28 protein-coding genes are annotated in these 26,567 nt (G+C 62.0%); 9 read left to right on the forward strand and 19 right to left on the reverse strand.

Going from position 1 to position 26,567, the window contains the following annotated elements:
- Window positions 1-61: 61 nt before the first annotated feature.
- Window positions 62-1,834, forward strand: coding sequence for a carboxyl transferase domain-containing protein (locus RXV86_RS06925; RefSeq protein WP_316298646.1), 1,773 nt, complete (start codon window positions 62-64; stop codon window positions 1,832-1,834).
- A gap of 55 nt (window positions 1,835-1,889) precedes the next feature.
- On the opposite strand, the gene RXV86_RS06930 is transcribed toward RXV86_RS06925, so the two are convergent.
- The 9 genes from RXV86_RS06930 to RXV86_RS06970 all read right to left on the reverse strand — a co-directional run bounded on the left by RXV86_RS06930 (window position 1,890) and on the right by RXV86_RS06970 (window position 13,281).
- Window positions 1,890-2,954 carry an aldo/keto reductase gene (locus tag RXV86_RS06930; RefSeq protein ID WP_316298647.1) on the reverse strand — a complete coding sequence of 355 codons (1,065 nt, stop codon included), beginning with the start codon at window positions 2,952-2,954 and terminating at the stop codon, window positions 1,890-1,892.
- Window positions 2,955-3,071: 117 nt separating this feature from the next.
- Window positions 3,072-4,100 carry a diguanylate cyclase gene (locus tag RXV86_RS06935; protein ID WP_316298648.1) on the reverse strand — a complete coding sequence of 343 codons (1,029 nt, stop codon included), beginning with the start codon at window positions 4,098-4,100 and terminating at the stop codon, window positions 3,072-3,074.
- Window positions 4,101-4,103: 3 nt separating this feature from the next.
- Entirely contained in the window at window positions 4,104-4,709 is a 606-nt protein-coding gene (locus RXV86_RS06940; protein ID WP_316298651.1) for a heme NO-binding domain-containing protein, read from the reverse strand.
- A 114-nt stretch (window positions 4,710-4,823) separates the two neighbouring features.
- Window positions 4,824-6,509 carry a Na/Pi symporter gene (locus RXV86_RS06945; RefSeq protein ID WP_316298652.1) on the reverse strand — a complete coding sequence of 562 codons (1,686 nt, stop codon included), beginning with the start codon at window positions 6,507-6,509 and terminating at the stop codon, window positions 4,824-4,826.
- Window positions 6,510-6,704: 195 nt separating this feature from the next.
- On the reverse strand, window positions 6,705-8,273 hold the full coding sequence (locus RXV86_RS06950) for a trimethylamine methyltransferase family protein (protein ID WP_316298654.1): 1,569 nt from the start codon (window positions 8,271-8,273) through the stop codon (window positions 6,705-6,707).
- 333 nt (window positions 8,274-8,606) lie between these two features.
- Entirely contained in the window at window positions 8,607-10,133 is a 1,527-nt protein-coding gene (locus tag RXV86_RS06955; protein ID WP_316298656.1) for a sulfatase-like hydrolase/transferase, read from the reverse strand.
- Window positions 10,130-11,716 (reverse strand): tripartite tricarboxylate transporter permease, encoded by a 1,587-nt coding sequence (locus RXV86_RS06960; protein WP_316298658.1) that lies wholly within the window; start codon window positions 11,714-11,716, stop codon window positions 10,130-10,132. The genes RXV86_RS06955 and RXV86_RS06960 overlap by 4 nt, the downstream gene beginning before the upstream one ends.
- Entirely contained in the window at window positions 11,716-12,264 is a 549-nt protein-coding gene (locus RXV86_RS06965; RefSeq protein WP_316298659.1) for a hypothetical protein, read from the reverse strand. Before RXV86_RS06965 ends, RXV86_RS06960 begins: the two co-directional genes overlap by 1 nt.
- Before the next feature lie 69 nt (window positions 12,265-12,333).
- A complete protein-coding gene (locus tag RXV86_RS06970) occupies window positions 12,334-13,281 on the reverse strand; it encodes a tripartite tricarboxylate transporter substrate-binding protein (protein WP_316298660.1) in 948 nt (315 codons plus the stop codon).
- A gap of 121 nt (window positions 13,282-13,402) precedes the next feature.
- On the opposite strand from RXV86_RS06970, the gene RXV86_RS06975 reads away from it, so the two are divergent.
- Genes RXV86_RS06975 through RXV86_RS06985 form a run of 3 tightly spaced genes read left to right on the forward strand, consistent with a single transcriptional unit; the run spans window position 13,403 to window position 16,159 of the window.
- A complete protein-coding gene (locus tag RXV86_RS06975; protein ID WP_316298662.1) occupies window positions 13,403-13,867 on the forward strand; it encodes a MarR family transcriptional regulator in 465 nt (154 codons plus the stop codon).
- A gap of 7 nt (window positions 13,868-13,874) precedes the next feature.
- Window positions 13,875-15,314 (forward strand): sulfatase-like hydrolase/transferase, encoded by a 1,440-nt coding sequence (locus RXV86_RS06980; protein ID WP_316298663.1) that lies wholly within the window; start codon window positions 13,875-13,877, stop codon window positions 15,312-15,314.
- Window positions 15,311-16,159: an MBL fold metallo-hydrolase gene (locus tag RXV86_RS06985; protein WP_316298665.1), complete on the forward strand. Its 849-nt coding sequence runs from the start codon at window positions 15,311-15,313 to the stop codon at window positions 16,157-16,159. Before RXV86_RS06980 ends, RXV86_RS06985 begins: the two co-directional genes overlap by 4 nt.
- 308 nt (window positions 16,160-16,467) lie before the next feature.
- On the opposite strand, the gene RXV86_RS06990 is transcribed toward RXV86_RS06985, so the two are convergent.
- Both RXV86_RS06990 and RXV86_RS06995 read right to left on the reverse strand, forming a co-directional pair.
- Entirely contained in the window at window positions 16,468-17,172 is a 705-nt protein-coding gene (locus RXV86_RS06990) for an HAD family hydrolase (protein ID WP_316298667.1), read from the reverse strand.
- A 20-nt stretch (window positions 17,173-17,192) separates the two neighbouring features.
- Entirely contained in the window at window positions 17,193-17,477 is a 285-nt protein-coding gene (locus RXV86_RS06995; RefSeq protein ID WP_316298668.1) for a DUF3572 domain-containing protein, read from the reverse strand.
- Between the two features lie 105 nt (window positions 17,478-17,582).
- Here RXV86_RS06995 and RXV86_RS07000 point away from each other — a divergent pair, with 105 nt between their 5' ends.
- On the forward strand, window positions 17,583-19,001 hold the full coding sequence (locus RXV86_RS07000; protein WP_316298669.1) for a diguanylate cyclase: 1,419 nt from the start codon (window positions 17,583-17,585) through the stop codon (window positions 18,999-19,001).
- Between the two features lie 42 nt (window positions 19,002-19,043).
- Here RXV86_RS07000 and RXV86_RS07005 read toward each other — a convergent pair whose 3' ends face one another.
- The 4 genes from RXV86_RS07005 to RXV86_RS07020 all read right to left on the reverse strand — a co-directional run bounded on the left by RXV86_RS07005 (window position 19,044) and on the right by RXV86_RS07020 (window position 21,157).
- Entirely contained in the window at window positions 19,044-19,565 is a 522-nt protein-coding gene (locus tag RXV86_RS07005; RefSeq protein ID WP_316298670.1) for a periplasmic heavy metal sensor, read from the reverse strand.
- On the reverse strand, window positions 19,562-19,945 hold the full coding sequence (locus tag RXV86_RS07010) for a hypothetical protein (protein WP_316298671.1): 384 nt from the start codon (window positions 19,943-19,945) through the stop codon (window positions 19,562-19,564). Before RXV86_RS07010 ends, RXV86_RS07005 begins: the two co-directional genes overlap by 4 nt.
- Window positions 19,938-20,540 carry an RNA polymerase sigma factor gene (locus RXV86_RS07015; protein WP_316298672.1) on the reverse strand — a complete coding sequence of 201 codons (603 nt, stop codon included), beginning with the start codon at window positions 20,538-20,540 and terminating at the stop codon, window positions 19,938-19,940. The genes RXV86_RS07010 and RXV86_RS07015 overlap by 8 nt, the downstream gene beginning before the upstream one ends.
- 119 nt (window positions 20,541-20,659) lie before the next feature.
- On the reverse strand, window positions 20,660-21,157 hold the full coding sequence (locus RXV86_RS07020) for an EF-hand domain-containing protein (protein WP_316298673.1): 498 nt from the start codon (window positions 21,155-21,157) through the stop codon (window positions 20,660-20,662).
- A 234-nt stretch (window positions 21,158-21,391) separates the two neighbouring features.
- Between RXV86_RS07020 and RXV86_RS07025 the strand changes: the two genes are divergently transcribed.
- From RXV86_RS07025 to RXV86_RS07035, 3 genes are all read left to right on the forward strand, one after another.
- On the forward strand, window positions 21,392-21,850 hold the full coding sequence (locus RXV86_RS07025; protein WP_316298675.1) for a DUF983 domain-containing protein: 459 nt from the start codon (window positions 21,392-21,394) through the stop codon (window positions 21,848-21,850).
- Between the two features lie 36 nt (window positions 21,851-21,886).
- Window positions 21,887-22,624 carry an NUDIX hydrolase gene (locus tag RXV86_RS07030; protein ID WP_316298676.1) on the forward strand — a complete coding sequence of 246 codons (738 nt, stop codon included), beginning with the start codon at window positions 21,887-21,889 and terminating at the stop codon, window positions 22,622-22,624.
- Between the two features lie 171 nt (window positions 22,625-22,795).
- Window positions 22,796-23,128 (forward strand): hypothetical protein, encoded by a 333-nt coding sequence (locus tag RXV86_RS07035; protein ID WP_316298677.1) that lies wholly within the window; start codon window positions 22,796-22,798, stop codon window positions 23,126-23,128.
- Between the two features lie 35 nt (window positions 23,129-23,163).
- Here the strand turns inward: RXV86_RS07035 and RXV86_RS07040 are convergent, their stop codons facing one another.
- The 3 genes from RXV86_RS07040 to RXV86_RS07050 are packed head-to-tail and all read right to left on the reverse strand — an operon-like array spanning window position 23,164 to window position 25,169.
- Complete coding sequence (locus tag RXV86_RS07040; RefSeq protein ID WP_316300198.1) at window positions 23,164-24,060, reverse strand: DMT family transporter; 897 nt, start codon at window positions 24,058-24,060, stop codon at window positions 23,164-23,166.
- Between the two features lie 13 nt (window positions 24,061-24,073).
- Window positions 24,074-24,973 (reverse strand): fatty acid desaturase, encoded by a 900-nt coding sequence (locus tag RXV86_RS07045; RefSeq protein ID WP_316298679.1) that lies wholly within the window; start codon window positions 24,971-24,973, stop codon window positions 24,074-24,076.
- The gene (locus RXV86_RS07050) at window positions 24,966-25,169 is read right to left on the reverse strand and encodes a DUF2061 domain-containing protein (protein WP_316298680.1); all 204 of its coding nucleotides are present in this window, start codon (window positions 25,167-25,169) and stop codon (window positions 24,966-24,968) included. Before RXV86_RS07050 ends, RXV86_RS07045 begins: the two co-directional genes overlap by 8 nt.
- 104 nt (window positions 25,170-25,273) lie before the next feature.
- Here RXV86_RS07050 and RXV86_RS07055 point away from each other — a divergent pair, with 104 nt between their 5' ends.
- Window positions 25,274-26,137 carry a helix-turn-helix transcriptional regulator gene (locus RXV86_RS07055; RefSeq protein ID WP_316298681.1) on the forward strand — a complete coding sequence of 288 codons (864 nt, stop codon included), beginning with the start codon at window positions 25,274-25,276 and terminating at the stop codon, window positions 26,135-26,137.
- 116 nt (window positions 26,138-26,253) lie between these two features.
- On the opposite strand, the gene RXV86_RS07060 is transcribed toward RXV86_RS07055, so the two are convergent.
- A complete protein-coding gene (locus RXV86_RS07060; RefSeq protein WP_316298684.1) occupies window positions 26,254-26,451 on the reverse strand; it encodes a heavy metal-associated domain-containing protein in 198 nt (65 codons plus the stop codon).
- Window positions 26,452-26,567: the final 116 nt, after the last annotated feature.

Genomic DNA, 26,567 nt, shown 5'->3' on the forward strand with positions numbered 1-26,567 from the left:
GTTGCAGTTGAAATCCAACGCTCCCGTCCGCACCATCACCCGACAGATCAGGAGAGCGACAATGCCAATCATCACCGCAGAACATGCCGCCCTTGTCGCCGAGGTTCACGTCACCCCCGGGCAGGAGATCACCAAGGGCACCCCGATCCTGACCACCGAACTGATGAAGATGCGCCACGACATCCGCACGCCCCATGACGCCATTGTGACCGAGGTGCATGTGATCCCGGGGGACGAGCTGCACAAGGGCACGCCCCTGGTCACCCTCGAACCCGCCACCCTTGCCGCCCCGGCCGCCGCTGAACCCGATACCGCCCGCCCGGATTTTGACGAATTCACCGCCCGCATGGCGCTCATCTCCGACGACGCCCGCGCGCAAGCGGTGGCCAAACGCCACGCCCAGGGCCTGCGCACCGCCCGCGAAAACATCGCCGACCTGTTCGACGAGGGCAGCTTTACCGAATATGGCGCCCTGGCCGTCGCCGCCCAGCGGTCGCGCCGCCCGCTGGACGAGCTGCAGGCCCGCACCCCCGGCGATGGTATCATCTGCGGCATCGGCACCGTGAACGGACGACGTGTTGCCGCCATGGCGGTCGACTACACGGTTCTGGCCGGCACCCAGGGCTTTAACCACCATCGCAAGATGGACCGCCTGATCGAAGTTGCCGGCCGCGATGCCCTTCCCATCGTATTGTTTGCCGAGGGCGGCGGCGGGCGGCCCAACGATTATGACGTCGCCCATATCATGGCGGCTTGGCTCAATGTCACTTCGTTCCGCCACTTCGCCGCCCACAAAGGCCCCAAGATCGGCATCGCCGCCGGGTTCTGTTTTGCCGGCAATGCCGCGCTCTTCGGGGTCTGTGATGTCCGCATCGCCACCGATCGCGGTTGGATCGGCATGGGTGGTCCGGCGATGATCGAAGGCGGCGGCTTGGGCGTCGTCAAACCAACCGAGATCGGCCCATCGGACGTCCAATCAACCAATGGTGTCATCGACATTCTGAGCGACAATGAAGAACAGGCCGTCATCGCCGCGAAAACCCTCCTCGGCCTCTCCGAGACGGGCTCGCAAGAGACCAGCAAGGAAACCCCCGCCCTGCGCGACATCGTCCCCGCCGACCGCACCCGCGCCTATGACATGCGCGTCGCCGTTCGTACGATGGCGGATGCCGACAGCTTTCTTGAGCTACGCGGCGACTTCGGCCCGGGCATGATCACCGGTTTTGCCCGCGTTCAGGGGCGCGCCGTGGGCCTTCTCGCCAACAACCCGTTGCACCTGGGCGGCGCTATCGACGCCACCGCAGGCGACAAGGCCGCGCGGTTTCTGCAACTCTGCGATGCCTGGGGCATCCCCGTTGTTACCCTCTGCGACACACCCGGCTTCATGGTCGGCCCTGCGGTCGAGGAAACCGGCCAGGTCGCCCATATCTCGCGGCTGTTTCTCGCCGGTGCACATTTCGCGCAGCCGCTTGTCACCGTGATCCTGCGCAAGGCCTACGGGCTGGGCGCCATGGCCATGGCCGGCGGCGGGCTGGACCGGCCGCATTACTGCTGCGCCTGGCCCACCGGTGAAATCGGCGCCATGGGTCTCGAAGGCGCGGTGCGTCTGGGCGCACGCGACCACCTTGCCGCGATCGCCGATCCCGCCGAACGCGAAGCCGAATACCAGCGCCTCGTCGACGAGCTTTACGAACGTGGCAAGGCGCTCAACGCCGCCAGCCTGCTGGAATTCGACGCCGTAATCGACCCGGCTACAACACGCGAGATGATCACGCGGGCGCTCGACTCTGCCGGGCCCTGCCATCCCGGGCCGCGCTATGTCGATGCGTGGTGAGCAAAATCCCACGCAGGACGGGCGTCAGCCCACCGCCACCGGCATTGCCACACACTTAATAAGGCATCGGATGCGCCCGATGCGCCGTGTCGATCTCGTCCAGAACTTCATCCGTCAAAGTCACATCCGCCGCCCCCAATGCGACTTCAAGCTGATCCATCGTCGTTGCTCCGAAGATCGGAATGCAGGTAAACGGCCGCGTCAACTGCCAGGCCAACGCCATCTGCGCCGGGTCCAGCCCATGACGCATGGCGATGTCCAGATAGGCCGCCACCGCATCAAACACTCTCGGTGTCACCCGCCCCCCGAGGTCGGTGGAACCGGTCTTCTCTCTGGCCACCGCCATGCGTGAGTCGTCCGGCATTGCTTCGTCCTGATATTTCCCCGTCAGCAGCCCCGTCGCCAGAGGTGAAAACGCCAAGAGCGGCACATCTTCCATCACGCTCAGCTCGGCCCAGTCGGTATCGAACAACCGACAGAGCAGCGAGTATTCGTTCTGAATCGTCGCCACCCGTGGTCCGCCCGTCCGCTCGGCCCCGGCCAGCCACTGTGCCGTGCCCCAGGCGCTTTCGTTCGACAGGCCAAAGGCGCGGATGCGGCCCTTTTCCACCTCGCGCGCCAAGGCACCAAGGATGTCATCGATCTCACCATTCACCGCCTCGCGGCTTTCACTGCGCGGATCGTAGGTCCAGTTCTTGCGAAACATGTATGAGCCGCGATTGGGCCAGTGCAGTTGATACAGATCGATCACATCGGTCTGCAATCGCTTCAGACTGCCCTCGACCGCCTCGGGCACGGTTTCCGGCGTGATCCGCGGCGTGCCCCCAGGAATCGCCGCCGAACCTTCACCCAGATGCTTGGTGGCGATCACAACCTCGTTTCGCCTTCCCGAAGAGGCACACCAATTGCCGATGATTTCCTCGGTCCGCCCCAAGGTTTCAAACTTCACCGGGTTGACCGGGTACATATGCGCCGTGTCGATGAAATCGACACCATGTTCCAGCGCCATGTCGATCTGTCGGAACGCTCCGTCTTCGGGCGTCTGCGTGCCCCATGTCATCGAGCCGAGACACAACTCGGACACGTCGATGAGGCCACCGGCCAGCTTTACCCTGCGCATCATTATTGCCCTTTTCCACGTTTTTCGGGCACTCTAGGGGTCTGTGCAGGTGACCTCAACCAACGACCCGGTCAATGGCGCATCTCATCCTCGCCATCAAGATCCTCACGCTCTGCCTCAGGTCCGGCCACTGGCGCGATCGCTCCCCCCTTCATCTTCGCGCATTTGCGGGGAGAAAAACGTGTGACAAGCCCGGCCCTTGTGTTTCGAGGCATAGAGCGCAAGGTCAGCGTCCCCCAGCATTTGCGCCGCATCCAGCCTGTCGTAGTGACTGGATAGCACGGTGCCTGCACTGGCCGAGATTTGCGCGGTCTGGTCACCGAACGCAATCGGCCGCTCCAACTGCTTGATCAGGCGCGACGCGGTGATGTCCAGCCGCTTGCGATCAATCAGCCCGTCGAACAGAAGAACGAATTCGTCACCGCCTACCCGTGCCACCGTGTCATCTTGCCGGGTTTCTTCAACCATGATCCGTGCCACCTGCTGCAACACGTGATCGCCCGCCGCGTGACCCATTGTGTCATTCACCGCCTTGAAGAAATCAAGATCCATGTACATCACCGCGAAAGGCCGCCCGGATTCGATCATCCGTTCCAGCACGTGATCCATCGCCCGGCGGTTCTTGAGCCCGGTCAGCGTGTCGGTGAACGCCTGTTCCTCCGCTGCGATCATTGCGCTTTGAAGCTGTGTGTTCAGCTTGCGCGATGCGTCCATCGCCGCCGATTTCGCCTCAACCAGGTAGAGCATTTCAATGGTCAGGTCAGTGGCCGGGAAATCCGCCGCCAACAATTCGTAATCGCGCACCGCATCCAGGATCGAGATACCAAAGGACAGGTTCACCACCGCGCAACCCATCCCATCCCCGGGCAACGGCATCAGCACCCCCTTGAGCGCGGTCGTGCGCCCCTCGCGGAACCTCAGTTGCAATTTCAAGCCGCCGGCCCGCAACAACTCGCCCATGTTGCGGACGTCGCGTGGCCGGCGTAGCTCGAACAGTTCCAAGAACCGCTGGCCTGCCATCGGCTCATCCGGCCGCAGTTTCTGCAGGGTCGGCCCAGCATGCAGTATGTGGCCACTGTCATCGACGATGACATGCATCGGACACAGCGTGTCAAAAATCGGACTCCAGGCGTCAATTTGGTCCATGGCCTAGCCTGCCTCCCGACTGACGGCCGCCCCCGCGCCCAACTCAAAATGCCGGCCCGAGGCATAGCCCGCCTCGATCAGGGTGATATCAACCACTCCGAACCCGCGCTGACCGCCACGATGATCCAGCAGCACCAGCGCACCATAATCATCCGCCAGGGTGCGCAGCATACCGATCATCACATGGCCGAAACCGCCAATCCGCGCACTGACTGTCAGGCTGAATCGATTGCTGGCATGTTCACGCAATTCCAATTGCGGCAGGTCCAGATCGGCCACTGCCAGCCGGGCCCGGTCCGGCAGGTCATCCAGCGAATGCAGGAATTCGACGAAATCCTCGCCGCCGAACCGCAACAACCGCCGCACGGCCTCGGCGTTGGGATGGCTGACCAGATAGGTGCCAATATCTTCCAAAACCTCATCACGGGCCTTTTCCAACTCGACACAGGCGGCCTGCAACACCCGATCGGTCAGGGCTTCTTCATAGACCAGCATGGCCTCGAACTCGGTAAAGCCGAGGTCGGCGGCATGGACAACCCGCTGCCAGCAACCAATGCCGTAAGTGTCGGCCACAAACCGTTGGATCGTCCTGTTGACCAGTCCGTGCATGTGCAGGGTCCACCCGTGTTCCAATTGCCGATCAGCATGGCGCGGCGGCGCTTAACAAACCCTCAATATTCTCAATTGTCGGCAAATTTCCGCAAGCCCTGACACGCGGTCCGATCAGTCTGCCCGCACGTCCTCCAACGCTTCCTTACGGGCAGCGCTTGGCACGGCTTCGTGGCGCGATCGGCCAATCCGCTCGAGATGATGCTCGATCCGCCAGACATGGTAGCTGACCCTATGCAGCCAGCGCGCCGCGTCCATCAGCGCGATCGCCTGACCCGTCGAAAGCTCTTCGCTCGCCTGACCGATCCCCAGAACGGCCCTGTCCCCGTCCCCGGCCTCGACCGCCTGTTCCAGAACCTTGGTTCTGAAGTTCCGCTGACCGCGGCGAAACGACTCCTGCAGCCAGTCGAACCGTCCGGCCCGCTGTCCGACATGCTTCTTCTTCAAATTACCCACCAGCGCCTTGCGCAGCACCTGTGCCTGTCGGCGCAACCGAAAATCTGCCTTTACACCACGCGCGCGGTCCTCCTGAGTGATGCGATATCCCAGCCGCGCCAGGTGGTCCAAGGCGTGCAAGATATCCAGATAGCGCGTCAGGACATTGCCGGTCAGCTCTGCGGCGTTGATCTTCTCGGCATAAGACCGCGTTGCATCCAGCGCCCTGAGCCCCTGGCGCAGCTGCTTGCCATCGCCATCAGCGGCCCCTTTGGTAGAAAGCCGCGCCGCCAACAGCCCGTACATGTGCCGCGCCAGATCCTCGACCGTGGCACAGGTGGCATCGACCGCCGCGCCCGGATGGCTCAGCAATTGCCGGTCCAGCCGCGACACCAGCGGCTCGCGCACCTCGCGCACCAACCGCCGGATCACTGCGATGAACGGATCCAGCAGCGCCAGCGCCAGAACCACGCCCGCCACGTTGAATACGGTGTGGAAGATCACCAGCGCGTAGCGCTCCGCCGCAACGTCGCCGCTGCCCGCCAGTGACTCGATCAGCCCCGCGCCAAAGGTCAGCAGCACAAAGGCCAGAACCCCGGTCATCAGGTTGAACAAGAGATGCGCCACCCCGGTCTGCCGCGCCGCCACCGACCCGCCCAGTGTCGCCAGCAAAGCCGTGACCGTGGTGCCGATATTCATCCCCACCACCATTACCGCCGCCTGTCTCAGCCCGATGGCCCCGGCATCCAGCGCCACCAGCGCCGCTGCGACGCCGGCGCTGGAGCTTTGCGTTACCGCCGTGATCGCCGCGCCCAACAGCACCAGTTGCACCCGTCCCCACATGCTATCGCCGGGCATCTGTTCGGGCGTCAGCACATCGCTCAACCCCGCCATGCCCTGCTGCATCAGCGCAATACCAAGGAAGAGCAGCGCAAAGCCCGACAACGCCCGACCAGCCAGTTCAACCCGCCTTCCGCCGAAAAGCCGCATCATCCCGCCAATGAACACCACCGGCAGCGCCGCGATTTCCAACTCCAGCTTGAACCCCAGCACCGCCACCAACCAGCCGGTGAAGGTGGTGCCGATATTGGCGCCAAAGACGATGCCCAACCCTTGCGAAAACGTCAGCAGCCCGGCGCTGACAAAGCCGATCACGGTGACGGTCGTGGCCGAACTGCTCTGCAATAGCGCGGTCACCATCGTCCCCGCCGCCACGCCGCGCAAAGGCGTCTTGGTGAATCGCCTCAGCACCCGGCGCAACGATTGCCCCGCCAGCCCCTGCAGACCCTCGGTCATCAGCACCATGCCAAGCAGGAACAACCCCACTCCGCCCAAAGCCGTCAGAATACCACTTGTCTCGCCCATGCAGCCCCAAGTTCGTGTTACCCGTCCACCCTACACGAAAGCCAGACACACGTCCTTTGATCTGGGTCAGCCCCGGAAACGGCCCTTCATCTTGCCAGAAATACTCCGGGGGTTTGGGGGCGGCGCCCCCAAGGCCTCCGTGGCCTGAACGGATACTATCCTGTGCGCGACAGCGCTCCGCTTGATAACATAGCCTCAGAAATCCGTCGGCGCCCCGCCCTCTTCCTTGCGCTTTGCCACGAAGGCTGCCAGTTCCTCGCGAATGCCCTCGTTCATCGCCGGGGCCTCGAAACTGTCAACGATCCGACGGTAAAGCCCATGCGCCCGCTCCGGCGTCCACACCGCACCCGCCTGGTCCCAGGCCTCAAAGTTACGCCAATCACTCAGGAACGGCTGGTAGAACGCCGTGGTATACCGGTCCTGGGTATGCTGCAGGCCAAAGAAATGCCCCTGCGCGCCGACTTCCTTGATGGCATCAAGCGCTATGTCCTCCGGCGTGGTGGCACAGATTGCCGGGTCCATATAGCGCTGGATCTGCTGCAACAGCTCGCAATCCATCACGAACTTCTCCGGGCTGGCAATCAACCCGCCCTCCAGCCAGCCAGCAGCGTGGTAGACAAGGTTCGACCCGGATTGCACCGCCGCCCAGAGCGAATTGCTGGTCTCCCACATCGCCTGCCCGTCCGGCACGTTCGCCGCACACACGCCCGAGGAGCGCAGCGGCAGCTTGTAGAACCGCGCCATCTGCCCTGTCATCTGGGTCGCACGCATGTATTCCGGCGTGCCGAAGGCAGGTGCGCCCGACTTCATGTCCACGTTCGAGGTAAACGTCCCGATCGCACAGGCCGCGCCCGGCCGGATATACTGCGCCAGCGCCACCGCGATCAGCCCCTCGGCCAGCGATTGCGCAACCGCCCCCGCCATCGTCACCGGCGCCATCGCCCCGGCCAGGGTGAACGGCGTCACCACCAGCCCCTGGTTGGCTCGCGCCAGCCGCATCCAGCCATCCAGCATCGGCTCATCATGCTTCAACGGCGAGGTCGAGTTGATGTTGGTATACATCTTCGGCCCGGATTCGAACTCGTCATGCGAATGCCCCCCGGCAATCCGCACCATCTCCATCACGTCCTCGACCCGCTCCTTGCCGAGGCAATAGGCATGCACCACCTTGTCGCTCATCGTCAGCTTGTCATAGAGCACATCCAGGTGGCGGATACTGGCGTGAATGTCCTGCGGCTCCACCGGGTAGCCGCCGATGAAATGGATACAATTGAAATACTGGCTCAGCTTGATGAAATCGGCGCACATCGCTCTTGTACCGGGGATTTTCCGACCCGTATCCATGGTCCAGTAATTCGGCGGCGAACTGACATTGCCAAACAGCATCGTGTCGCCACCCACAGTGATCCTGCGCTCGGGATTGCGTGGCGTCAGGTCCCAGCTTTCCGGTGCATGGCTCAGCATTTCCATGATGAAGTCACGCCCGATCCGGGTGTTTTCCCCGTCGATGATCGCGCCCGCCTCGCGGAAAATCTCCAGCGCCTCGGCATTGAGAATCTCGATCCCGATCTCCTCGAGAATCCGCATTGCGCCCTCATGCAGCGCGGCGACACCCTCCTCGTTCAGCGGCTCCACCGGCGGGTCCACCCGGCGCGGCGGGTTCCAAGGCATCTGCTCGATCACCTCGCTGCCGCGCCGCGCCGCCTTACCGGCGCGCCCGCCTGCCCGTCCGCCGCCGCGCTTGCGTGATGTGTCCCGTGCCATGATCCGCCCTTTCACCTTGGTCCTCCCGATCATGGCGGTGCCAATCCCACCATCGCCTGCCAATTGGCGACACCTCCTGTCGGAAACAGGCCATCCCGGCAGCGGGTTTCAGTCACGAGAGTCGCGCAGGGTTGTGGGCTGAACCTTGAACCACCCTTGCCGCATTTGGCACCAGGCTTCGAAATGCGGACAAAACAGACATTGCGGTACATTTCTTCCATGATCGGTGAACAGCATAAGAACAGCGGGTAACGTCATCGCAACGCCCGTTTTCGATGATAGGTTTCTTGGTCAAAACGTCTCCCGAACAAAAACTCGGGGAAGCCTAATCCATCACGCCGTGCCTACCGCCACCTGATCGGGTCGCATGTCATCTGCCCGCGTGGCGATAAAGCTATTCAGCAGCGAGCGGGTCTCAGCCGCTGAAGGATCATCAAACAGGTTGTTCTGCTCGTTAGGATCCGCTTCCAGATCATAGAGTTCACCGGCGCCTGAATTGAGATCGATCGTCATTTTGTGGGTCCGGGTGCGGACGGTTCTGAGCTCTAGCGCGACCCCGACGCGGCCCGGGCCAAGCCCCCATTCATTCAGCGCGAACTCGCGGGTGGCGTCAGCGGTTTCCAGAAGCGGGCGCAGGCTGTGCCCATGCTGGGTCTGAAGTGGTTTCGCCGTGCCATAGTCATAGAAGGTTGGGCCAAGATCCAGGGTCGAGATCGGGTGATCCACCGAAGCGCCTTTGCGCACGCCGGGTCCGCGCACGATCATCGGCACACGCAACAGACCTTCGTAATGCATCGGCCCTTTCAGGATCAATCCGTGATCGCCCAGCCAGTCGCCGTGATCGCTGATGTAGATGACAATGGTGTTTTCATCCAATCCGGCCTGTTGCAGCGCAATCAGCATGCGTCCGACCTCATGGTCGATGTAGGAAATCTGACCATAGGTATTGGCGATGATCTCGCGCAGTTGCTCATCCGTTTGCGGTTGGATGCGGGAGTATTGCTTGCGCACATCGGCGTATTTCTTGTCCGCCGGTTCACCTTCTATCGCGGCCCGGTGCCACCAGGGCTTGCCTTCGTAATTGCGGGTGCGGTTTTCCGGCAGGTCGACCTCGGCCGGGTCATGCAGGCGGGACCAGGGTTCGGGGCAGTCGAACGGGTGGTGCGGGTCGGGAAAGCTGACCCAGGTGCAGAACGGTTTGTCGGCGTCACGCCCGTGGTTCATCCACTCGATGAACCGGTCCGAGGTCCAGGTGGTGTTGTGATACGCCGTGGGCAATTTCGAATGCCAGACCTGCGCCGCACCCTTGGTATCACCGGCGTTTTCCCACATCAGCTTGGTGCGTTCATCACCACGTCCGTCAGCATGGTAGAAACGTTCGTAATGGTGCCCACCGGGCGGTTTTTCGGGGGCCCACCAGTTATGGCCGACAAGCATCAGCTCAAGATGCTGGAACCCCATGTAGGGTCCGTTCCAACCCGGGCCATATTGGGCCGACGAGCGCAGACACTCGGGCGTGCCGGTGGGGTCATAGGTGTGGTAGGTGGAAAAATGCGCCTTGCCGAAAAAGCTGGTCTGATAGCCGGCCTTGGCCATAGCCCCGGCCCAGCCTTTTTCGCCTACTTCCGGGCTCAGATCGATACCATTGTCATGCACACCGTGGGTGCGGCACAGCTGCCCGGTCAGGATCGACGCCCGTGCCGGTTGGCAGACGACAGATGGGGTGATGCAGGCGGTGAAATGGGTGCCATCTGCGGCCAGTTGATCGAGATGGGGGGTTTTGATCTTGCGCCCCATGAAGCCAAAGCAATCGGCGCGTTGCTGGTCAGCCGAAATCAAAAGGATATTGGGGCGGGTCATGAATTGGCCTCTTTGGGTTTGCGTAGAGAGAGTGTGACCACCAGAACGGTGAGCGCCATGAAGGTGATGGAAACGGGGCTGGTGAACAGGAACCAGGCATCGCCACCGGTGGAGGCAAAGGCCTGACGGGCGCTTTCTTCCAGTTTGGCGCCAAGGATATAGGCGATGATGAAGGGCAGAGGCGAGATGCCCAGGCGGCGCATCAGGTAGCCGAGAACGCCGAACCCGATGGTAAACCACAATGCCGCCATCCGGGTTTCCTGCACATAGATCGAGGTCAGCGTCAGCAGCAGGACGACCGGCAACAGGATGTGCTTGGGAATACGGCTCATGAAGCCCATCGACCGCATGAAGACCCCGCCGATGGTCCAGTTGAGAAGGTTGGCGAACATCATGCACGTGAAGAGGCCGAAGGCGATGACCAGTTCCGGGTTCACCTCGTTCCCGGTGAAGCGGAACACCGACGGGCCCGGGTTGAACCCGCCGATCGTCTCGGCGGCCAGGATCAGGAACACTGCTGCCGCGTTGCCGGGAATGCCAAGTGACAGGACCGGTATCAGGTTGGCGCCGGACACCGAGGAATTGGCCGCCTCGGTTGCGGCGATGCCCTCGGGCGCGCCCTGACCAAAGGCCGGGGTACGGCCCTTGCGGGCATGGGTGGCGCGACCGGTGGTATAGCCCAGGGTCGCGGCAAGCGTTGATCCGATGCCGGGCAAGGCGCCAATCGTGGTGCCGATCACGGCCGATCGGGATATGTAGGGTAACAGTCGGCGAATGTCGGCCCGGTGCAGTTTTTGATCGCCCTTTTGCTCAATCTGGGCAATCGCGCCAGATTTGCGTTTTTCCTGCCAGAGGTCTTCGATGCTCTTGAACACTTCGCCAAGGATCAGAACCCCAAGAACAACGGCCGCAATGGGGAACCCTTGGGCCAGGGTCTGACTGCCCATGCTGAGGCGGGGATAGAAATCCTCGCCTGTACCGACATAGGCCGCCAGCAAACCCAGACCCAGCGAGATCAACCCCTTGCCCACCGAACCACCGATCACGGCAGCGATAAAGGCAAGTGACAGGATCAGAAGCGCGGTCTTTTCCGGCAGGTCAAGGTAGCGCTCCACCACCACCGCCAGGAAAGGTGCGCAAAGGATCAGGACGATATCTGAGAACGTGTCGCCCGACGCCGAGGAAAAATGCGCGACCCGGAGGGCCTTGCGCGCCTGACCCTGTTTGGTCATCGGGTAACCGTCGAGCGTGGTCATAAAGGCATCGGGTGTGCCGGGCGTGTTGAACAGGATCGCGGGCACCGCGCCGCCAATGGTGGCGCCTTTCATGATGCCCAGCAGGAATCCCATGACAGGCAACAGGGCATCGGGTGAAAAACCAAAAATCGAGATCAGGATCGGCAGCGCCACCGCCATGGCCATGGGCCCGGCAAGTCCGGGCGTGGCACCAACGGCGATCCCCATGAGAAACCCCATCAGGATCATTACGAGGGTGACGGGAATGGAGATGCCCAGGACCGAAAACATCTCGGGGCCTTGAAAGACCGCAAGAATACCCAGCCAGACATAGTCGAACCAGCCCATCAGACGTCACCATTGGGTGGCAAAAGCAGGTCGTCGAACGGCAGATCGTAGACCACGATCAACCCGATGGCCGCCGCCAGACCGACCAGTACGGCGCGCCAGGTGACCCGGCCTTCAACAAAGCTGACCAGCGCCGTGATCATGCCTGCTCCTCCAACCAGGAACCCGACATATTTCCACGGCGCCGTGTCACGCAGGGGGCGATAGCCCGAGTCCATGATCAAACTGGCCATGGCCGGTCCAAGCCAGCGCATGATTGCAAAAGAAAGAGCGACAATGATCAGGAACACTGCAAGGAACCAAATGTTGCGCCAGGTGATGCGGCGGGCGTTTTCGGGGCGCTCGAACACGATGACCAGAAGCCCGCCCAGTCCGATGAAACCGGCGGCCAGCATGGGGGCAAGGGCGTCGCCAATCGTCACCTGACGGCGGACCTTTTCGATCACACCGGTGGTCACGTCGGCGGGCACCCAGACAAAGGCGACCAGCAAGGCAGCAACCACGGTGCCCAGTCCAAGGATGAGATTTGCACGGTCAACGGAACGCATGGGGTACCCCGCGCCTTTGGCTGAAGAAAAAGGCCCCGCAACATCTTTGCGAGGCCCATTGACCTTTGATTACTCGGAGGCCGCCTGCAGCAGAGCGCCCGCAGCTTCGAAATCGCCTTCGACAAGCGCCTGAGCGTCGTCCCCGGCGATAATGGCAGCGCCACCGAAGGCCTTGGAAATCATGCCATTCGACTTCATGCCCTCTGTAGAGATCACCTCGCCAATGGCTGCGGCCAGCGCATCGCGGGCCTCGGCAGGCATGCCGCCTGGGCCAACGATCAGGAAATAGCCATCGGCACTGAACTTCACGCCCAGATCGGCAAATGTCGGCGCGTCAGGCGTTTGAACCAGCGGCGCGCTGAGCGCCGAAGCCAGGTTGACCAAATCGCCCGCGGCAACGCCTTTGCGCTGGATGCCAGCCATGAAGCCAAGGTCCAGATCGCCCGCGTTGACACCGTTCATTACGCCCTTGCCGCCTTTAACGTTGACGATGTTGAACTCGACGCCTTGTGCCTTGCCGAGAAGATAGGCCAGATCGGCCAGCTTGGGGCTCATTGCGCCAAAACGGAGCGGGCTTTCCCTGGCTGCGGCGATCATTTCGTCAAAGGTTTTCCAGCCCTTTTCACTGCGTGACACAACACCCATCTGGAACCCGGCAGTGGTGGTGATGGCGGTGAAGTCCGACGGGGTTACACCCGCATTTGCCACCTTCATGTTGTAACCAAGGGTTTCGGTCACGACCATGCCGATCACGCTACCATCGTTGGGCTGATCCTTGATCGCCATGGCAAGGTTCATGCCGCCCTTGCCAGTCACCTGCTCGGGGATGAACTTCCAACCCATCTTGGCCTCGAGGTCTTCGGCGATCAGCCGTGCCTGGGTATCTGCCCCGCCGCCTGCCTTGAACGCGATCATCAGCTTGATCGGGCCCGGCGGGGTCCAATCGGATGCGAAGGCCGAGCCGGCCAGAACGACCGCGGCAGCCGTGGATATGGCGGTTTTGAAAATGCGTTTCATGGTGTGTCCTCCCTGTTTGCGTGCTTGGCCTCATGGAACGATAAATATAGTTGACCGGTCAACAAAAAAGTTGACCTATCAACTAAATTCATGCAGCGATAGGCTGTAGGAGGACCCGAAAATGAGCGCCAATCCCGCCCCGAAACCCGGCATTTACGACGTGCCGCTGCGGCAGATGCTGACCTACAGGCTGACCCGCCTGAATGCCAAGATGAATGCCCAAGCCATTCGAGTCCTTGGTGAAAATGGTGGCCTGTCGCAGACGCAATGGCGCGTTCTGGTGCTGATCGACTACCTTGGACCGACAACGCCGGCGCGTGTCGGGCGCGAGATCGTGATGGACAAGGGACAGCTGAGCCGCGCCATCAAGACGATGTCGGCCAGAGGGTTGATTCGTGTCGAGGCCAGCGAATCGGATCACCGCGCCCATATCGTCAGCATGACCGATGAGGGGCGCGAGATGTTCGAACGTGCGCGGCCCGCGATGCGCCAGAGGCAGCTGGATTTCTCCGAGGGGCTGACCGCGCAGGAACGCGAGGTCCTGTTCCGGGCGATGGACAAGCTTGAACAACTGGCGGAACGGTAGGTCCGCAATGACGCAACCCAACCTCCTGATCATCATGTCCGACGAACACCAGGCGCGCGCCATGGGCTGTGCCGGGCATCCCTTCGTGCAAACGCCCAATCTGGATGCGCTGGCGGCGCGCGGCATGCGCTTTACCGACGCCTATACGCCGTCGCCGATCTGTGTGCCGGCAAGGGCGGCGTTTGCCTCGGGGCGCTATGTGCATGTGAACCGGCTGTGGGACAACGCGATGCCCTATACCGGCGAACCCAAAGGTTGGGGTCACAGGCTTCAGGATGCGGGCGTGCCGGTGGAGAGCATCGGCAAGCTGCACTACCGGCATCACGAAGATCCGGCGGGGTTTGATACCGAACATATCCCGATGCAGGTTGTGAATGGCGTCGGCATGGTCTGGGCCTCGATCCGCAAGGAGGATGAACGGGTCGGCCCACCCGGAGGTGGCCGGATGCTGGGCGAATACATCGGGCCGGGACAGTCGAAATACACCGAATACGATGCCGCCGTGACCGAACGCACCGGGCAATGGTTTGCCCAGCGTGCCGCATCGGGGGATGACCGCCCGTGGTGTCTTTATGTCGGTCTGGTCGCGCCACATTTCCCGTTGATCGTGCCGCAGGAATTCTATGACCTCTACCCGCTGGACCGCCTGCCACCGGTCAAACTGCACCCTGACGCGGGCCATGCCCGCCACCCTTGGGTTGAGAAGCAGAACGTCATGATGGACAGCGAAACCCGGTTCAAGGATACCGAAGAACGTCTTTCGGCGATGGCGTCCTACTATGGGCTGTGCAGTTGGCTTGATCACAATGTTGGCCAGGTCATTGGGGCGCTGGGCGCTGCGGGGTTTGGTGACAACACCACGGTGATCTACACCTCGGATCATGGCGACAATGTCGGTGCACGCGGGCTTTGGGGAAAATCGAACCTTTACCAGGAGAGCGTTGCGGTTCCATTGATTATGGCCGGACCGGGAATTGCGCCGGGGACATGCGAGACACCGGTATCGCTGCTCGACATTTCGGCCACGGTACCGGATCATTTTGGGTTGAAGTTCGAAGGGGATGGGGTTTCGCTGGCAAGGATTGCAGAGGCAGAGGACGACCCAGAGCGCCCGATCCTGAGCGAATACCACGCGGCGGGTGCGGTGTCGGGCGCGTTCATGCTGCGCAAGGGGCGTTGGAAGCTGAACTACTATGTCGGCTTTGCCTCCGAGCTTTACGATATGCGGGACGATCCAGAAGAGCTGACCGATCTGGCGGCTGATCCGATCCATGCCGAAACGCTGACCGAGATGGAGACTGCTTTGCGCGCCATTCTCGATCCCGAAGCCGTCGATGCCCAGGCCTTTGCTGATCAGGCTGAATTGATTGCCAGCCATGGCGGGCGCGAGGCGGCATTGAAACTTGGCGCGCCGGGGGCGACGCCACCACCGGAGGCCAAATCATGAAATTGACCATTCTCGGATCGGGATCCCCCGAGGCCTACGCTCGGCGCGCGTCGTCGGGGTACTTGCTGGAAATCGGCGACGATGTGATCCTGTTCGATTGCGGTGGCGGGGTGTTCGACAACCTCGTGCGGTCGGGGCGAACCCCGTCGGATATCACGCACCTGTTCTTTACCCACTATCACACCGATCACATGATGGATTACGCCCGTCTGGTCCATGCCGCGTGGGATGAGGGGGCGGCGCCGATGAAAGTGTTTGGTCCCAAACCGCTGATAGACATCACCGAGGGGTATTTCGGTCGCAATGGGGTGCTGAACAACGACCTGCGCGCCCGCACCGAACTGCCGCAGAGTCAGCAGGTCTGGGTTGCACGTGGCGGGACCTTGCCGCGCCCGTGGCCCGCGCCGGAAGTGACCGAAATCGAACCAGGATTCACGTATCAGGGCAATGGCTGGCAGTTGTCATCGGCGCGCGCCACCCACGCACAGCCGATCTTGGAATGCCTGGGCTTTGCGGTCGAGACCGCGGGGCGAAAGTTCGTCTACTCCGGCGATACGGGCATCAACCCCGAGATTGCCGAGTTGTGCCGCGACGCGGATTTCCTGTTGCACTGGTGCTATCGCGGGTCAGGCGAGGAGCTGCACCCCGCCCTAATGGCCTTTAGCCCGGACCCGGGTCAGGTGGCGGACATGGCAGAAAGTGCAGGTGTCAAACGGCTCTTCCTTAGCCATTTTCGAATTCACATGGATAGCGAGGACGGACATGCAAAGGCCCACGCCGACCTGACTGCGCGCTTCAGCGGCGAGACCGGCATTGTCGAAGACCTGCAAACATACGAGATTTGATTTTGATTGATTGGTTTGAAACACAAACCTACCGACCAGTTGCACGGAAATACCCGACCAGCCGATTTCTCTGCCTGGGGACTTGTCCTGTCTGCATTGGGCTCCACCCGGACCCTCACTGCACATGAGCGGTATGGCTGCTTTGGGTCCATTGTCTCTGCGAACGCCACGTTAACTTAACAACCGCTTAAAACCATACGCATGCGAATGCCCGACGGATAGCCGACAGGTACCAGACGGATACCAGCACCGCAGTGGTATTCCCGAACGTCATGATTAACCGCTTGGGCCGTTGCGCATACCCGGCGTTAACTCAACCCGAGCAACTCGGGAATATGCCCGATATCCGGCAGAACCACATCCGCCAACCCTTCGAGATCGGCCCATTGCGCCATGCCCGTCAGCACCGCGATGGTGCGCATCCCCGCCCGCCGCCCGGCCTCGAGGTCATGGGTACTGTCGCCGACCATCGCCACCCGCTCGGCTGCCAGTCCCGTGGTCTCGAGGAACGCATTCAACTGCCCCGGCGCGGGCTTGCCACCAAAACCGCTGTCGAACCCGGCGACGAATTCGAAAAGCCCGTCCACCCCGGCCTTGCCCAAATGGGCTTTGGCCGGCATTTCCGCATCATTGGTCGCCACGCCCAGCCGTAATCCGGCTTGCTTCAAACGCTCAAGGTAGGGTACCAGCGGCACCGCCTCGGCCTGTGGCGCCTGGGCCGCTTCCTCGTTCAGGATGGTCAACAACCCGCCCTTCTCCACCCCCGGCAACCCCGGCAAAAGCGCGTCGGCGATTTCTCCGGCGGTGCCGGCGATCACGATACTGTCGGTTGCAAAGCGTTGATTTTCAAAATCAAAGCCGATCAGCGTGCCCAACTCGCGGGCCCGGTCCCGATCCCCGCCACAGGCCCGGCTCAGAAACGCTGCCGCCCAGGCCTCCCAGGTGGCGGCGAACTCGAATAGGGTCCCGTCCTTGTCGAAAATCAGCCCGTCCAGCTCCATGCGCGTCCCCATCCGCTACCGCCCCGGACCGTTCAGGTCCAATAGACCTTCTTGCCGCCGGGCAGCACCGCCCGGGCCATCATCGGCATCTCGTAACTCAACCCCGCCGTGTCGCAGAACTGCGTCACCCAGGCGTCGTCCATCATCACGAAATCCAGTATCGATCCCAGGAAATCCGCGTCCCCTACCCGTTCGCGCAGGTCATCCACCACCGCGCCGGTCGAGCCCAGGAAAACCGGCAACAAATCCGCGTTGCCGGCCAGCCAGCCCAGCGCCTGCAGTGCGATCGTTTCGGCAGCTTCCTGCGACATCGACATTTTGATTGGTCCCGGAAAGGATTTGTTAACCACTGTGGTGGAATGATGTGCCGGACACAAGAGACACGTAACTGAGCAAAGATCAAGCACGGAGGAGAACTGTCGATGCCGGGAAAGGTTCTCATCGTCGACACAATCGCGACCAATCGGGTCGTGATGAAGGTCAAGCTGGCCAAAGCATGTTACCAGGTCGTGCAAGCCACGACCGGTGTGTCCGGGCTGCAAGCGGCACGACAACTGCGCCCGGACCTGGTGATCTGTGCCGGGCATCTGCCCGACATGACCGCGGCCGAATTTGCAGCCGCCTTGCGCCAGAATTCGCAAACGCGGGCAACCTCCCTGCTCGTCGAAACCGTCGAACGCGACCCCGATTTTCGCTATGGCATCCTGGCGGCAGGGGCAGATGACATCCTGCTGAAACCCTATGCCAACCACCTGCTTTTGGCCCGCATGCGCAGCCTTCTGCGACACCGGGAAACCGCCGAAGACCTTACGCTTCGGGAAGGCGCCAACCGCGCCCTTGGCCTGTCCGAGGACCCCGAACAGTTTGCCCACCCTGACCGCGTCGCCGTAATCGGGCCCAATGCACGATGCGCCGTTGCCTGGCGCTACAAGCTGGAGCGGGCTTTGCCGGGTGCGTTCACTGCATTGCATTTCAAGGATGCATTGCGACACTTGGCCGAAGCCCCGCCGCCTGAAGCCGTGGCGCTGATCCTGTCGCCGGACACGGTCGAACCCGGCCTACAGCTTCTGGCCGACCTTCGGGCCAAACCCGATACCCGCCATGCCGGTATCCTGGTGCTGATCGAGGAGGGCTCCGTGGCGCCCGAGAAGATCGAACGGCTGGCTTCGGACGCGCTCGACCGAGGCGCCAGCGGGGTCATGACCGAAGGGTTCCAACCGCGCGAAATTGCCTTGCGCCTGCACCGGCAGGTCACCCGCAAACGCACGCTTGAACGATTGCGCGCGGATATGCGCGACGGGCTGCGCGCGGCGTTGACCGATCCGCTGACCGGATTATACAACCGCCGCCATGCGATGCCGCACATGCGGGCCATTGCAGACCGCGCCGCGCAAACCGGAAGCGATTTTGCCGCAATGGTGATCGACGTGGACTATTTCAAGGCAATCAATGACCGCTTTGGCCATGCCGCCGGGGACACTGTTCTGATGCGGCTGGCTCGGCTCCTGGAAAAATCTGCCGGCCGCGATGATCTCGTCGCCCGGATCGGTGGGGAGGAATTCCTGATCGTCATGCCCGATACCACACGCAGCGCCGCCCAGATGGCCGCCAAGCGGATCTGCCGCGCTGTCCGTGATACCGGATTTCCTGTCAACACCCACGCCCAACCGTTGCGGGTCACGGTCAGTATCGGTGTGGCGCTGGCCTCGGATCTCGCGGCGGGCGCGACCGTTCCTGCGCTGCATCAGCGGGTGCTCGACCAGGCCGACAAAGCGCTTTACGGTGCCAAGGCCCATGGTCGCAACCAAGTCACACTCTCTGACGCACGTTCGGCGGCCTGACCCTTTCGGGGATCAGGCCTATCTTTTGATTTCGAATGAATGTCAGTCCCGATGACCGCCCGGCTTGCCCCACTCTCGGCGTGGGCCGCGTTCCAGAACCTCGCGCAATCGCTGGGCATAGGCCTTGCGTTCCTCGAGGCTCATCGCCTCCAGCCGCGCCAGCAATTTGTCGCGGCCCATCTCGGCGCGATCCTGTAACCGTCGGATCGGGATATCTACCGCTGCACGAACCACGTCCGGTTCATAGGGGTCCGCCGTCAGCGCCGCAATCACCGCGTTGTAATCAATCCTCTTGGCTCCATCCTGCCCCCGCGCGTCGCGCAGGCTCCGGCGCATTTCCTTACCCAGCGCCCGGCGCTCTTGGCGGTCGAGCGCGGCAATCATTGCGCCGCCCGGCCGGTCGAAATGCCCCCCGCGCCCATCCGGGCCAAAGCGGTGTTTCATTCCGGCGCCCACCACCAGACCCACGACCAGAAGGTTCAGCGCCAGCGATACAAAGAGAACCACCCGCAGCTTGCGGCTCAGTTTCGGCTTCGCACCGTTGTCTTGCGATTTTTCACTCATCCCGCATCCCCTTCTTCAAAGGCAAAATCATAGCCGGTGGCATAATCGCCGAACAAGGTATCGGTGCTTTGCACCCCCAACGCGGTGTTGACCGCATCGCCCAGGCCCAACGCCGGGCTGAACCCGATCCACAGGCCCGCTACCGCCGCCGTGCCAAGGCCCGCCATCGCCGGCCATCCGCCCAGCGCGGCAAACAGCCCGGTGAACACACCCGTCCGACCGCCCCGCGACGGGACACCTGCCGGGGCCGCGTTTTCCGCCTGCACTGCCAGAGCATCCTGCATCACCCGCGCCATCAGCGCCTCGGATGCCGGAGCCTGTGCGCTTTGCGCTGCCTGAAAGAAATCGTCCAAGTCGTGTTTGTCGTTCATCTCAGTCATCCCCATACCCCAGTTCGTCTCGTCGCCCGGCCAGTGCCGCACTCAAGCTCCGTTTGCCCCGTGCGGTCAGGCTTTCCACTGCCTCGGTGCTGATCGCCATGACCTCGGCAATCTCCGGATTGCCCAAACCCTCAATATGGCGCAGCACCACCGCCTGGCGTTGCCGTTCGGGCAGCTTGTCCAGCGCGCCCTGCAATGCATCGGCCCTGGCTTGCGTCTGCAAGCGCTCCTCGGCACTCATTGCCCCGTCAACCGGTTCGGGCACGTCATCCAGCGCCGGGCCATGACCATCCGCGCCGCGCCCGCGTTTGCGCAATCGATCGGTGGCCAGGTTCGCCACCACGCGATAGAGCCAGGTTGTCACCTTTGCCTCGCCGCGCCGCCACTCGGGGGCGATCTTCCATAACCTTAACATGGTCTCCTGCGCCACGTCTTCGGCCTCGGCCCGGTCGCCAAGCAACCGAAAGGCATGGGCCATGACCACCGGCGTGAACCGATGTGTCAACGCCTGCGCCGCCGCCCCGTCACCATTGGCGAACAGCGTCAGCAGCGCCTCGTCGGGCACGTCAGCATGAGTGTCAAGCGGCATTGTCATTCCAACCGTGACGTATCCCGTTCCCCGCCTTCCCGCAATTGCCCGTCATGAACAGCCGCGGCCAACTCTACCCCGGGCCAGCCCCATGCCGGCCCGGAACCCTGTCTCGATCACCTGGGTCAGTTGCAGTTCTTGCGCAGTTGCTGCTTGCCGCGCTTGCCCATCTTGCCGCCCATATCGGCCATCTCGTCCTTGGTGATGGCACCATCACCGTCGGCATCGGCCCGGTCGAACATCTTGCCGGCGCGATCACCCTGACCCGGCATTTCCTCAAAGCTCAGCGCGCCATCGCCATCAGTGTCGAACTTCTCCAGCATCCGCGTCTGACGCTTGGCCATGCGTTCCGCCTTGCGGGTTTCGGCGGCGGCAGTCATTTCCTCGGTCGACAGCTTGCCGTCACCGTTTGTGTCGGCCTTGTCGAACATGGCCTTGCGATGCGCCTGCATTTCTTCCTTGGTCACCTTGCCATCGGCGTTGGTGTCAAGCTCTTCAAAGCTCGGCATCATGCCACGCGGGCCCATGCGCTCGCCGCCCTTGTTGCCAAAGGCCGTTGCCATACCTGCGGTTGCGATCAGGCTTGCTGCTGCCACACCGGCGATCAGGATATTGCTTTTCATGTCTCAATTCTCCAACTTCGTTTGTTGTGTTCGCCCCTCGGGCTCGGATCGGGTTTTCCACCCGCTTGCATGGACTTCTACGGAAGCAGGCAGGGTTTCCGTCGCGAACATCGCAACTTTTTTCACGGCCATTGGACGGGCGAGGGTTTTGCGACATCGCGACGCAAGGACAATCCGCAGCCTTCTCAGACGCGCATTTTCCCGCCATTGGTTCATTCAAACGCGAGGACACCCATGATTGATCACACCCAACCAGCCCGCGAAACCGGGCCGGATGGCCCGCCAGGAAATGACGACGGCGCCACCAAAATCTACACCCGTCCGCTTGGCCCCGCCCTGCGGCGCGGCTGGCGTCGGCGCTGTCCCAATTGCGGCGCTGGCCCGCTGCTCAAGGGTTATCTCAAGGTGCATGACGATTGCTCGGTCTGCCGTCAGGAGCTGCACCACCAGCGCGCCGACGACGGCCCGGCCTATCTGACCATCCTGATCGTCGGCCACCTGATGGCGCCGATGCTGCATTTCGTCTTTTCCACGTGGCGGCCCGAGCCGCTGACGCTTTTCACCATCTTCGCTATTGGATGTATCACGCTCTCGCTATACCTTCTGCCCAGACTGAAAGGCGCGATGATCGGGTTCCAATGGGCCCGCGAAATGCACGGGTTCGGCAAGGGCGACGCTGACGACTTCGCCTGATCTGCCCCTTCGCGCAAGAGCAAGCGAGACACGGGCATGAGCAATACCCTCGGGGTAACCACAACTGACAGATCGGCGATCCGCAACGCCGCCACCGTGATCGTGCTGCGCGACCGGCTGACCACCCCGCGCGTGCTGATGGGCCAGCGCGGGGCAAAGGCTGCTTTCATGCCCAACAAGTTCGTCTTCCCCGGCGGCGCGGTCGACCACGACGACGATGGTGTGCCGCTGGCGCGGCGCATGCCACAGGTCTGCCGCGAACGTCTGCTGCAGGATGCGCCCTTGGATTACACCCACGCCCTTGCCACCGCCGCTATTCGCGAGCTGTGGGAGGAAACCGGGTTGATCCTGGGCCAAAAGCGCAGCTGGGACAGTCCCCCACCGGTGGACTGGCAGGGCTTTGCCGATCTGGGCTACCTGCCTGATGCGCACCCGCTGCAATTCGTCTTCCGCGCCATCACCCCCAAAGGCCGCCCGCGCCGGTTCGATGCGCGTTTCTTCCTGGTGGACGCAGACGAGATCGCCAACGACCTCGATGATTTCTCCGCCGCCCATGACGAGCTTAGCCACCTGCAATGGATCGGCCTCGACCAGGCGCGCGATTTCGACCTGCCCTTCATCACCGAAGTGGTGTTGGCCGAGGTTGCGGCGCGCGCCCATAACACCGAACCACCGATGAACGTTCCCTTCTTCAACAACGCGCAAGAGGAAAGCCTGTTTCAGCGCCTCAAGGGCCGCGGGCCCCTATCGGGCAAGGAAATTTCCCACGACTGATAAAAGGTGGGGTTTCGCCACTCTCCGGAGCACCGCCACTTCTGTCTCGATACTCCCAGATATCCTGACCTAGCCTGGTCATGCCGATATCTGCCCGGACTTCCACGAAAGGTGCCTGGATGATATAATTCGCGCACTTTTGTGCTGAATTATTTTTGAGAGGAGTAATCTATGGTTGCCGGACCTTGGGACGATCCAACAATTCAAGCCTATGTCAGAGAATGGCGTGCCAACCTTCAGCGTTGCGTAAAAGCTGTTCATCCACGCTGCAACGTCGATCAATACGGCCGGATGTACGGAACCACAAATTCAGGTGGGCGCATCGATCTGAACTACGAACCCGACAATATCGCCGCATCTGTCGCCCCGCCGTCCAGAGAATACTATTACTGCCTACTCAACACGCCGTTGGGAAATCAGTTTTATCCGCTAACGGAACAGCAATATGTGGAGCAGCGGCAAGCGGGTGTAAGCCCTGCGTTTCTTACCGCCTGCACGCCCTAGCGCGGGCAAACGGCGGTGACGCGTCGTCCATCGCCTCACCCCAAAATCACCAACGCCAGGATGCTGAAGGTCAACAGCCCGATGCCGAGGTATTCCTTGCGCGCAATTTTCTCACCGAAGAACAGCACGCTGGCTGCAATCGAAAACACCACTTCGATCTGCCCGACCACGAACACATAGGCCGCGTTCTGCAGCGTAAACGCTGTGAACCAGCAGATCGACCCGGCCATGCCGGTGATCCCCATCCACACCGCCGTGCGCCGCGCCGCGATCACCCGTCCCATCTCACCCGGTTCCCGCCAGATCAGCCAGACCGTGAGCCCGATTGTCTGACTCACCGTCACTGCGGCAAGCGCCAGAACCGCACGCAGGAACGGATCTTCACTGCCAATTTCCAGGGTCGCCCCGCGATAACCCACCGCCGAGACGGCAAAGAACAACCCCGAAAGCAGCCCCAACCCGGCGGCCCGGTTGAAAAACCGCTGCAGACCACCGCCGCCCGTCCCATCCGACAGAACCAGAACGCCCACCAGCCCCAATAGGATCGCCACCATTCCGGCGCTCGACACCATGTCCCCCAGCACGATGAATCCAATTATTGCGGTCTGGATCACCTCGGTCTTCTTGAAGGTGATCCCCACGGCAAAATTGCGATGGGCAAACAGTGCCACCACACACCAGGTCGCCAGGATCTGCGCCAACCCGCCGGTCAACGCGTAGGTCCAGAAAAGCCTTGAATAGCCTGGCCACTCGACCCCGGACCAGAGCCAGTACCCCGCGGCCAGAGTCGCCACGAAAGGCGCCGAGTAGAAAAACCGCGCCAATGTCGCACCGCCCGCCGACAATCTCCCCATGCTCAGGGTCTTTTGCAGCATGAAACGCAGCGTTTGAAACGCCGCCGCCGCAATTGATAGGAAGATCCAGGCCATCAGGCCCTATCGCATGTCACTCGCCCGCACGAAAGAGCGGATGCGGCACCGGGTCCTTGGCATGCCAGAAATAGCGCCGGAAAATCTGCGCATACGAGCGGTAGTAATACCCCTTGTTGCGCTCCAGATACGCCTCGCGATCCGCCTCATACCGGGCTGGCAGTTCGTACCACGCCATGCCCGGATGGGCATGGTGCACCACGTGGTAATTGTTGTTGAGAAAGATCAGCGAGAGCGGCCCGCGATCCTCGATGATCACCGTGCGCCCCTTGGCGCTCGGGTGCGCCCGATGCTCCAGGTAGGTGCGGATTTTCAGGATCGACAGAGCCGCATAACTGCTCAGCAGAAATGCCCACACCGGCATCTGTCCGAACCGCGCCACCCACCAGATCACCACCGCCACCGCCGGGACATGCCACATCCACCCGGCAAGGATCACCCGGTCGCCCGCGCGAATGGCCCGCCAGTCAGCGCGCATGAACACCCCCTGCGCAATCGCCGGGCCCAGCACCATGCGCCCGGCCAGCGTGTTATTGATCCGCAGGATCAGCCTGGTCCACCCCGGCAGGCTTTCCCAGACCGCCGGATCCTGGAAGTTGGTTTCCGGATCATCATAGGGATCGGTCAGAATCTCGTCATTGTGATGCGCGATATGGGTGTCACGGAATCGCTGATACGGGATCAGAAGGCTTAGTGCCGGAAACACCAGCGCCTCGTTCACCCGGGCCCAGCGTGTCGGATGCCCGTGCAGCGCCTCATGGCACAACGAGCTGTGCTGCGCCGCGCTCAGGGTGACCAGCACCATGCTCAGCGGCAACCACGCACCAGCCGCCCATGTCGTGCCCAGCGCCCAGACCAGGTAGGTCAGCGCCAACAGCACCCATGTCGGCCATTCAAAGCGTCCGGTCCTAAACATGGCGGCCCCACCCGATCCGCGCCCAAAGCCGCTCGTAGAACAGGTACAGGGTAAATCCCAGAGCCGTGTTGATCACCGCCATGGCACCGCCAATAGCCATCGACCCGGTCATCGCCAGCCCGACAAGGCTCATCGAGACAAAACCCAAAAGGTTCCAGCACAGGGCTTTAACAATACTGCGTCGCGGGCTGTCCATGAGGTCTCCATGCGGTTGGTCACAAAACCGTTACTACCCCGCAGCCACGCCGCCCATTCGGGAAATGATTAACATTTCTCTGCATTGGTGATAAATATCACCATATGATACCAAAACTCGACAAACGCATACGGGCCAGCCAGTTTCGCAACCGCCTCGCTCAGGCCATGCAGCATTCCGGCACCTCGCAAAGTGCTCTGGCTCGCGCCGTCGGCGTTGATCGCTCAACCATCTCGCAACTGCTCAAAGGCGACGGCGCCCGCCTGCCCAACGCGCAGGTGGTCGGCGAATGCGCCAGCGCTCTTGGCGTCTCGGCAGACTGGTTGCTGTCACTCTCTGACCGGCCCGAAACCGCCGCCGACCTTCTGGCGACCTCACTCACCCTGACCCAGGCCGAACGCGCGCTCGTCGATGAACAGATCTTTGACTGGCACGAAGAAGCGGCCGGTATGAAGATCCGCCATGTTCCTGCTGCGCTCCCGGACATGCTGAAAACCCGCGCCATGCTGGAATGGGAGTATTCACCCCACCTTGGCCGCACCACTGATCAGGCCATCCGCGCCTCGCAGGACCGGCTCGACTGGATGCGCAATTCACAATCCGACTATGAAATCGCCCTGCCCCTGCACGAGATGATCAGCTTCGCCAACGGCGAGGGTTATTACCGCGACCTCTCCGTCGATCTTCGCCTCGCGCAGCTCAGCCATTTCGCCGACTTGCATGATCAGCTTTATCCACGCCTGCGGCTCTATCTTTTCGATGCCCGCCGCCTGTTTTCCGCGCCGATCACGGTTTTCGGCACCCAGCTCGCGGTGCTTTACATGGGGCGCAATTATCTCGCCTTCCGCGACACCGAACGGGTCACGGCCTTCACGACGCATTTCGACCAGCTGGTACGCCAGGCCATCATTCCGGCCCGCGACCTGCCGGGCTACCTCTCGCGCCTGGCCATTCCACTGACAGGATAACGCCACCGCGAAAGGGCCGGTCCAAACGCCGCCTCTGCATCTGACCATCAGAGCCCGCAGGGTCTTGGGGGCCATCCCCCAGTCGGTCGGATCGACCCCGCCGATCTGAAGCACGCTTAGACTGCGCTGGCCTCGAAGCCGGCCTCTTTGATCGCGGCCAGTTCGCCTGCTTCATCCAGCACGCTTTCAATCACGACGGTGCGGGTTTCCAGATCAAACTGGATTTCGGCCCCCTCATCGGCGTCCAGCACCTTGTCCTCGATCGAAGCGGTGCAATGGCCACAACTCATTTTCGGAACACTGTATTTCGCCATGTCTTGGCCTCCTCATTCCACTTGTCACTGTCTTGGGCCATTACCGCACAAAACGTCAAGTCGCCCCCTTGACCTTCCCGTGACTGGAGGGTTTATATCCATTCCAACACGTTACC

It is taken from the genome of Aliisedimentitalea sp. MJ-SS2 (assembly GCF_032586155.1).
In the GTDB taxonomy this organism is placed as follows: domain Bacteria; phylum Pseudomonadota; class Alphaproteobacteria; order Rhodobacterales; family Rhodobacteraceae; genus JAWHTC01.

Excerpts from the sequence above, each read along its gene's own strand:
- RXV86_RS06925 (WP_316298646.1), top strand. The coding sequence starts at position 62 with ATGCCAATCATCACCGCAGAACATGCCGCCCTTGTCGCCGAGGTTCAC.
- RXV86_RS06930 (WP_316298647.1), bottom strand. The coding sequence starts at position 2,954 with ATGCGCAGGGTAAAGCTGGCCGGTGGCCTCATCGACGTGTCCGAGTTG.
- RXV86_RS06935 (WP_316298648.1), bottom strand. The coding sequence starts at position 4,100 with ATGGACCAAATTGACGCCTGGAGTCCGATTTTTGACACGCTGTGTCCG.
- RXV86_RS06940 (WP_316298651.1), bottom strand. The coding sequence starts at position 4,709 with ATGCACGGACTGGTCAACAGGACGATCCAACGGTTTGTGGCCGACACT.
- RXV86_RS06945 (WP_316298652.1), bottom strand. The coding sequence starts at position 6,509 with ATGGGCGAGACAAGTGGTATTCTGACGGCTTTGGGCGGAGTGGGGTTG.
- RXV86_RS06950 (WP_316298654.1), bottom strand. The coding sequence starts at position 8,273 with ATGGCACGGGACACATCACGCAAGCGCGGCGGCGGACGGGCAGGCGGG.
- RXV86_RS06955 (WP_316298656.1), bottom strand. The coding sequence starts at position 10,133 with ATGACCCGCCCCAATATCCTTTTGATTTCGGCTGACCAGCAACGCGCC.
- RXV86_RS06960 (WP_316298658.1), bottom strand. The coding sequence starts at position 11,716 with ATGGGCTGGTTCGACTATGTCTGGCTGGGTATTCTTGCGGTCTTTCAA.
- RXV86_RS06965 (WP_316298659.1), bottom strand. The coding sequence starts at position 12,264 with ATGCGTTCCGTTGACCGTGCAAATCTCATCCTTGGACTGGGCACCGTG.
- RXV86_RS06970 (WP_316298660.1), bottom strand. The coding sequence starts at position 13,281 with ATGAAACGCATTTTCAAAACCGCCATATCCACGGCTGCCGCGGTCGTT.
- RXV86_RS06975 (WP_316298662.1), top strand. The coding sequence starts at position 13,403 with ATGAGCGCCAATCCCGCCCCGAAACCCGGCATTTACGACGTGCCGCTG.
- RXV86_RS06980 (WP_316298663.1), top strand. The coding sequence starts at position 13,875 with ATGACGCAACCCAACCTCCTGATCATCATGTCCGACGAACACCAGGCG.
- RXV86_RS06985 (WP_316298665.1), top strand. The coding sequence starts at position 15,311 with ATGAAATTGACCATTCTCGGATCGGGATCCCCCGAGGCCTACGCTCGG.
- RXV86_RS06990 (WP_316298667.1), bottom strand. The coding sequence starts at position 17,172 with ATGGGGACGCGCATGGAGCTGGACGGGCTGATTTTCGACAAGGACGGG.
- RXV86_RS06995 (WP_316298668.1), bottom strand. The coding sequence starts at position 17,477 with ATGTCGATGTCGCAGGAAGCTGCCGAAACGATCGCACTGCAGGCGCTG.
- RXV86_RS07000 (WP_316298669.1), top strand. The coding sequence starts at position 17,583 with ATGCCGGGAAAGGTTCTCATCGTCGACACAATCGCGACCAATCGGGTC.
- RXV86_RS07005 (WP_316298670.1), bottom strand. The coding sequence starts at position 19,565 with ATGAGTGAAAAATCGCAAGACAACGGTGCGAAGCCGAAACTGAGCCGC.
- RXV86_RS07010 (WP_316298671.1), bottom strand. The coding sequence starts at position 19,945 with ATGACTGAGATGAACGACAAACACGACTTGGACGATTTCTTTCAGGCA.
- RXV86_RS07015 (WP_316298672.1), bottom strand. The coding sequence starts at position 20,540 with ATGACAATGCCGCTTGACACTCATGCTGACGTGCCCGACGAGGCGCTG.
- RXV86_RS07020 (WP_316298673.1), bottom strand. The coding sequence starts at position 21,157 with ATGAAAAGCAATATCCTGATCGCCGGTGTGGCAGCAGCAAGCCTGATC.
- RXV86_RS07025 (WP_316298675.1), top strand. The coding sequence starts at position 21,392 with ATGATTGATCACACCCAACCAGCCCGCGAAACCGGGCCGGATGGCCCG.
- RXV86_RS07030 (WP_316298676.1), top strand. The coding sequence starts at position 21,887 with ATGAGCAATACCCTCGGGGTAACCACAACTGACAGATCGGCGATCCGC.
- RXV86_RS07035 (WP_316298677.1), top strand. The coding sequence starts at position 22,796 with ATGGTTGCCGGACCTTGGGACGATCCAACAATTCAAGCCTATGTCAGA.
- RXV86_RS07045 (WP_316298679.1), bottom strand. The coding sequence starts at position 24,973 with ATGTTTAGGACCGGACGCTTTGAATGGCCGACATGGGTGCTGTTGGCG.
- RXV86_RS07050 (WP_316298680.1), bottom strand. The coding sequence starts at position 25,169 with ATGGACAGCCCGCGACGCAGTATTGTTAAAGCCCTGTGCTGGAACCTT.
- RXV86_RS07055 (WP_316298681.1), top strand. The coding sequence starts at position 25,274 with ATGATACCAAAACTCGACAAACGCATACGGGCCAGCCAGTTTCGCAAC.
- RXV86_RS07060 (WP_316298684.1), bottom strand. The coding sequence starts at position 26,451 with ATGGCGAAATACAGTGTTCCGAAAATGAGTTGTGGCCATTGCACCGCT.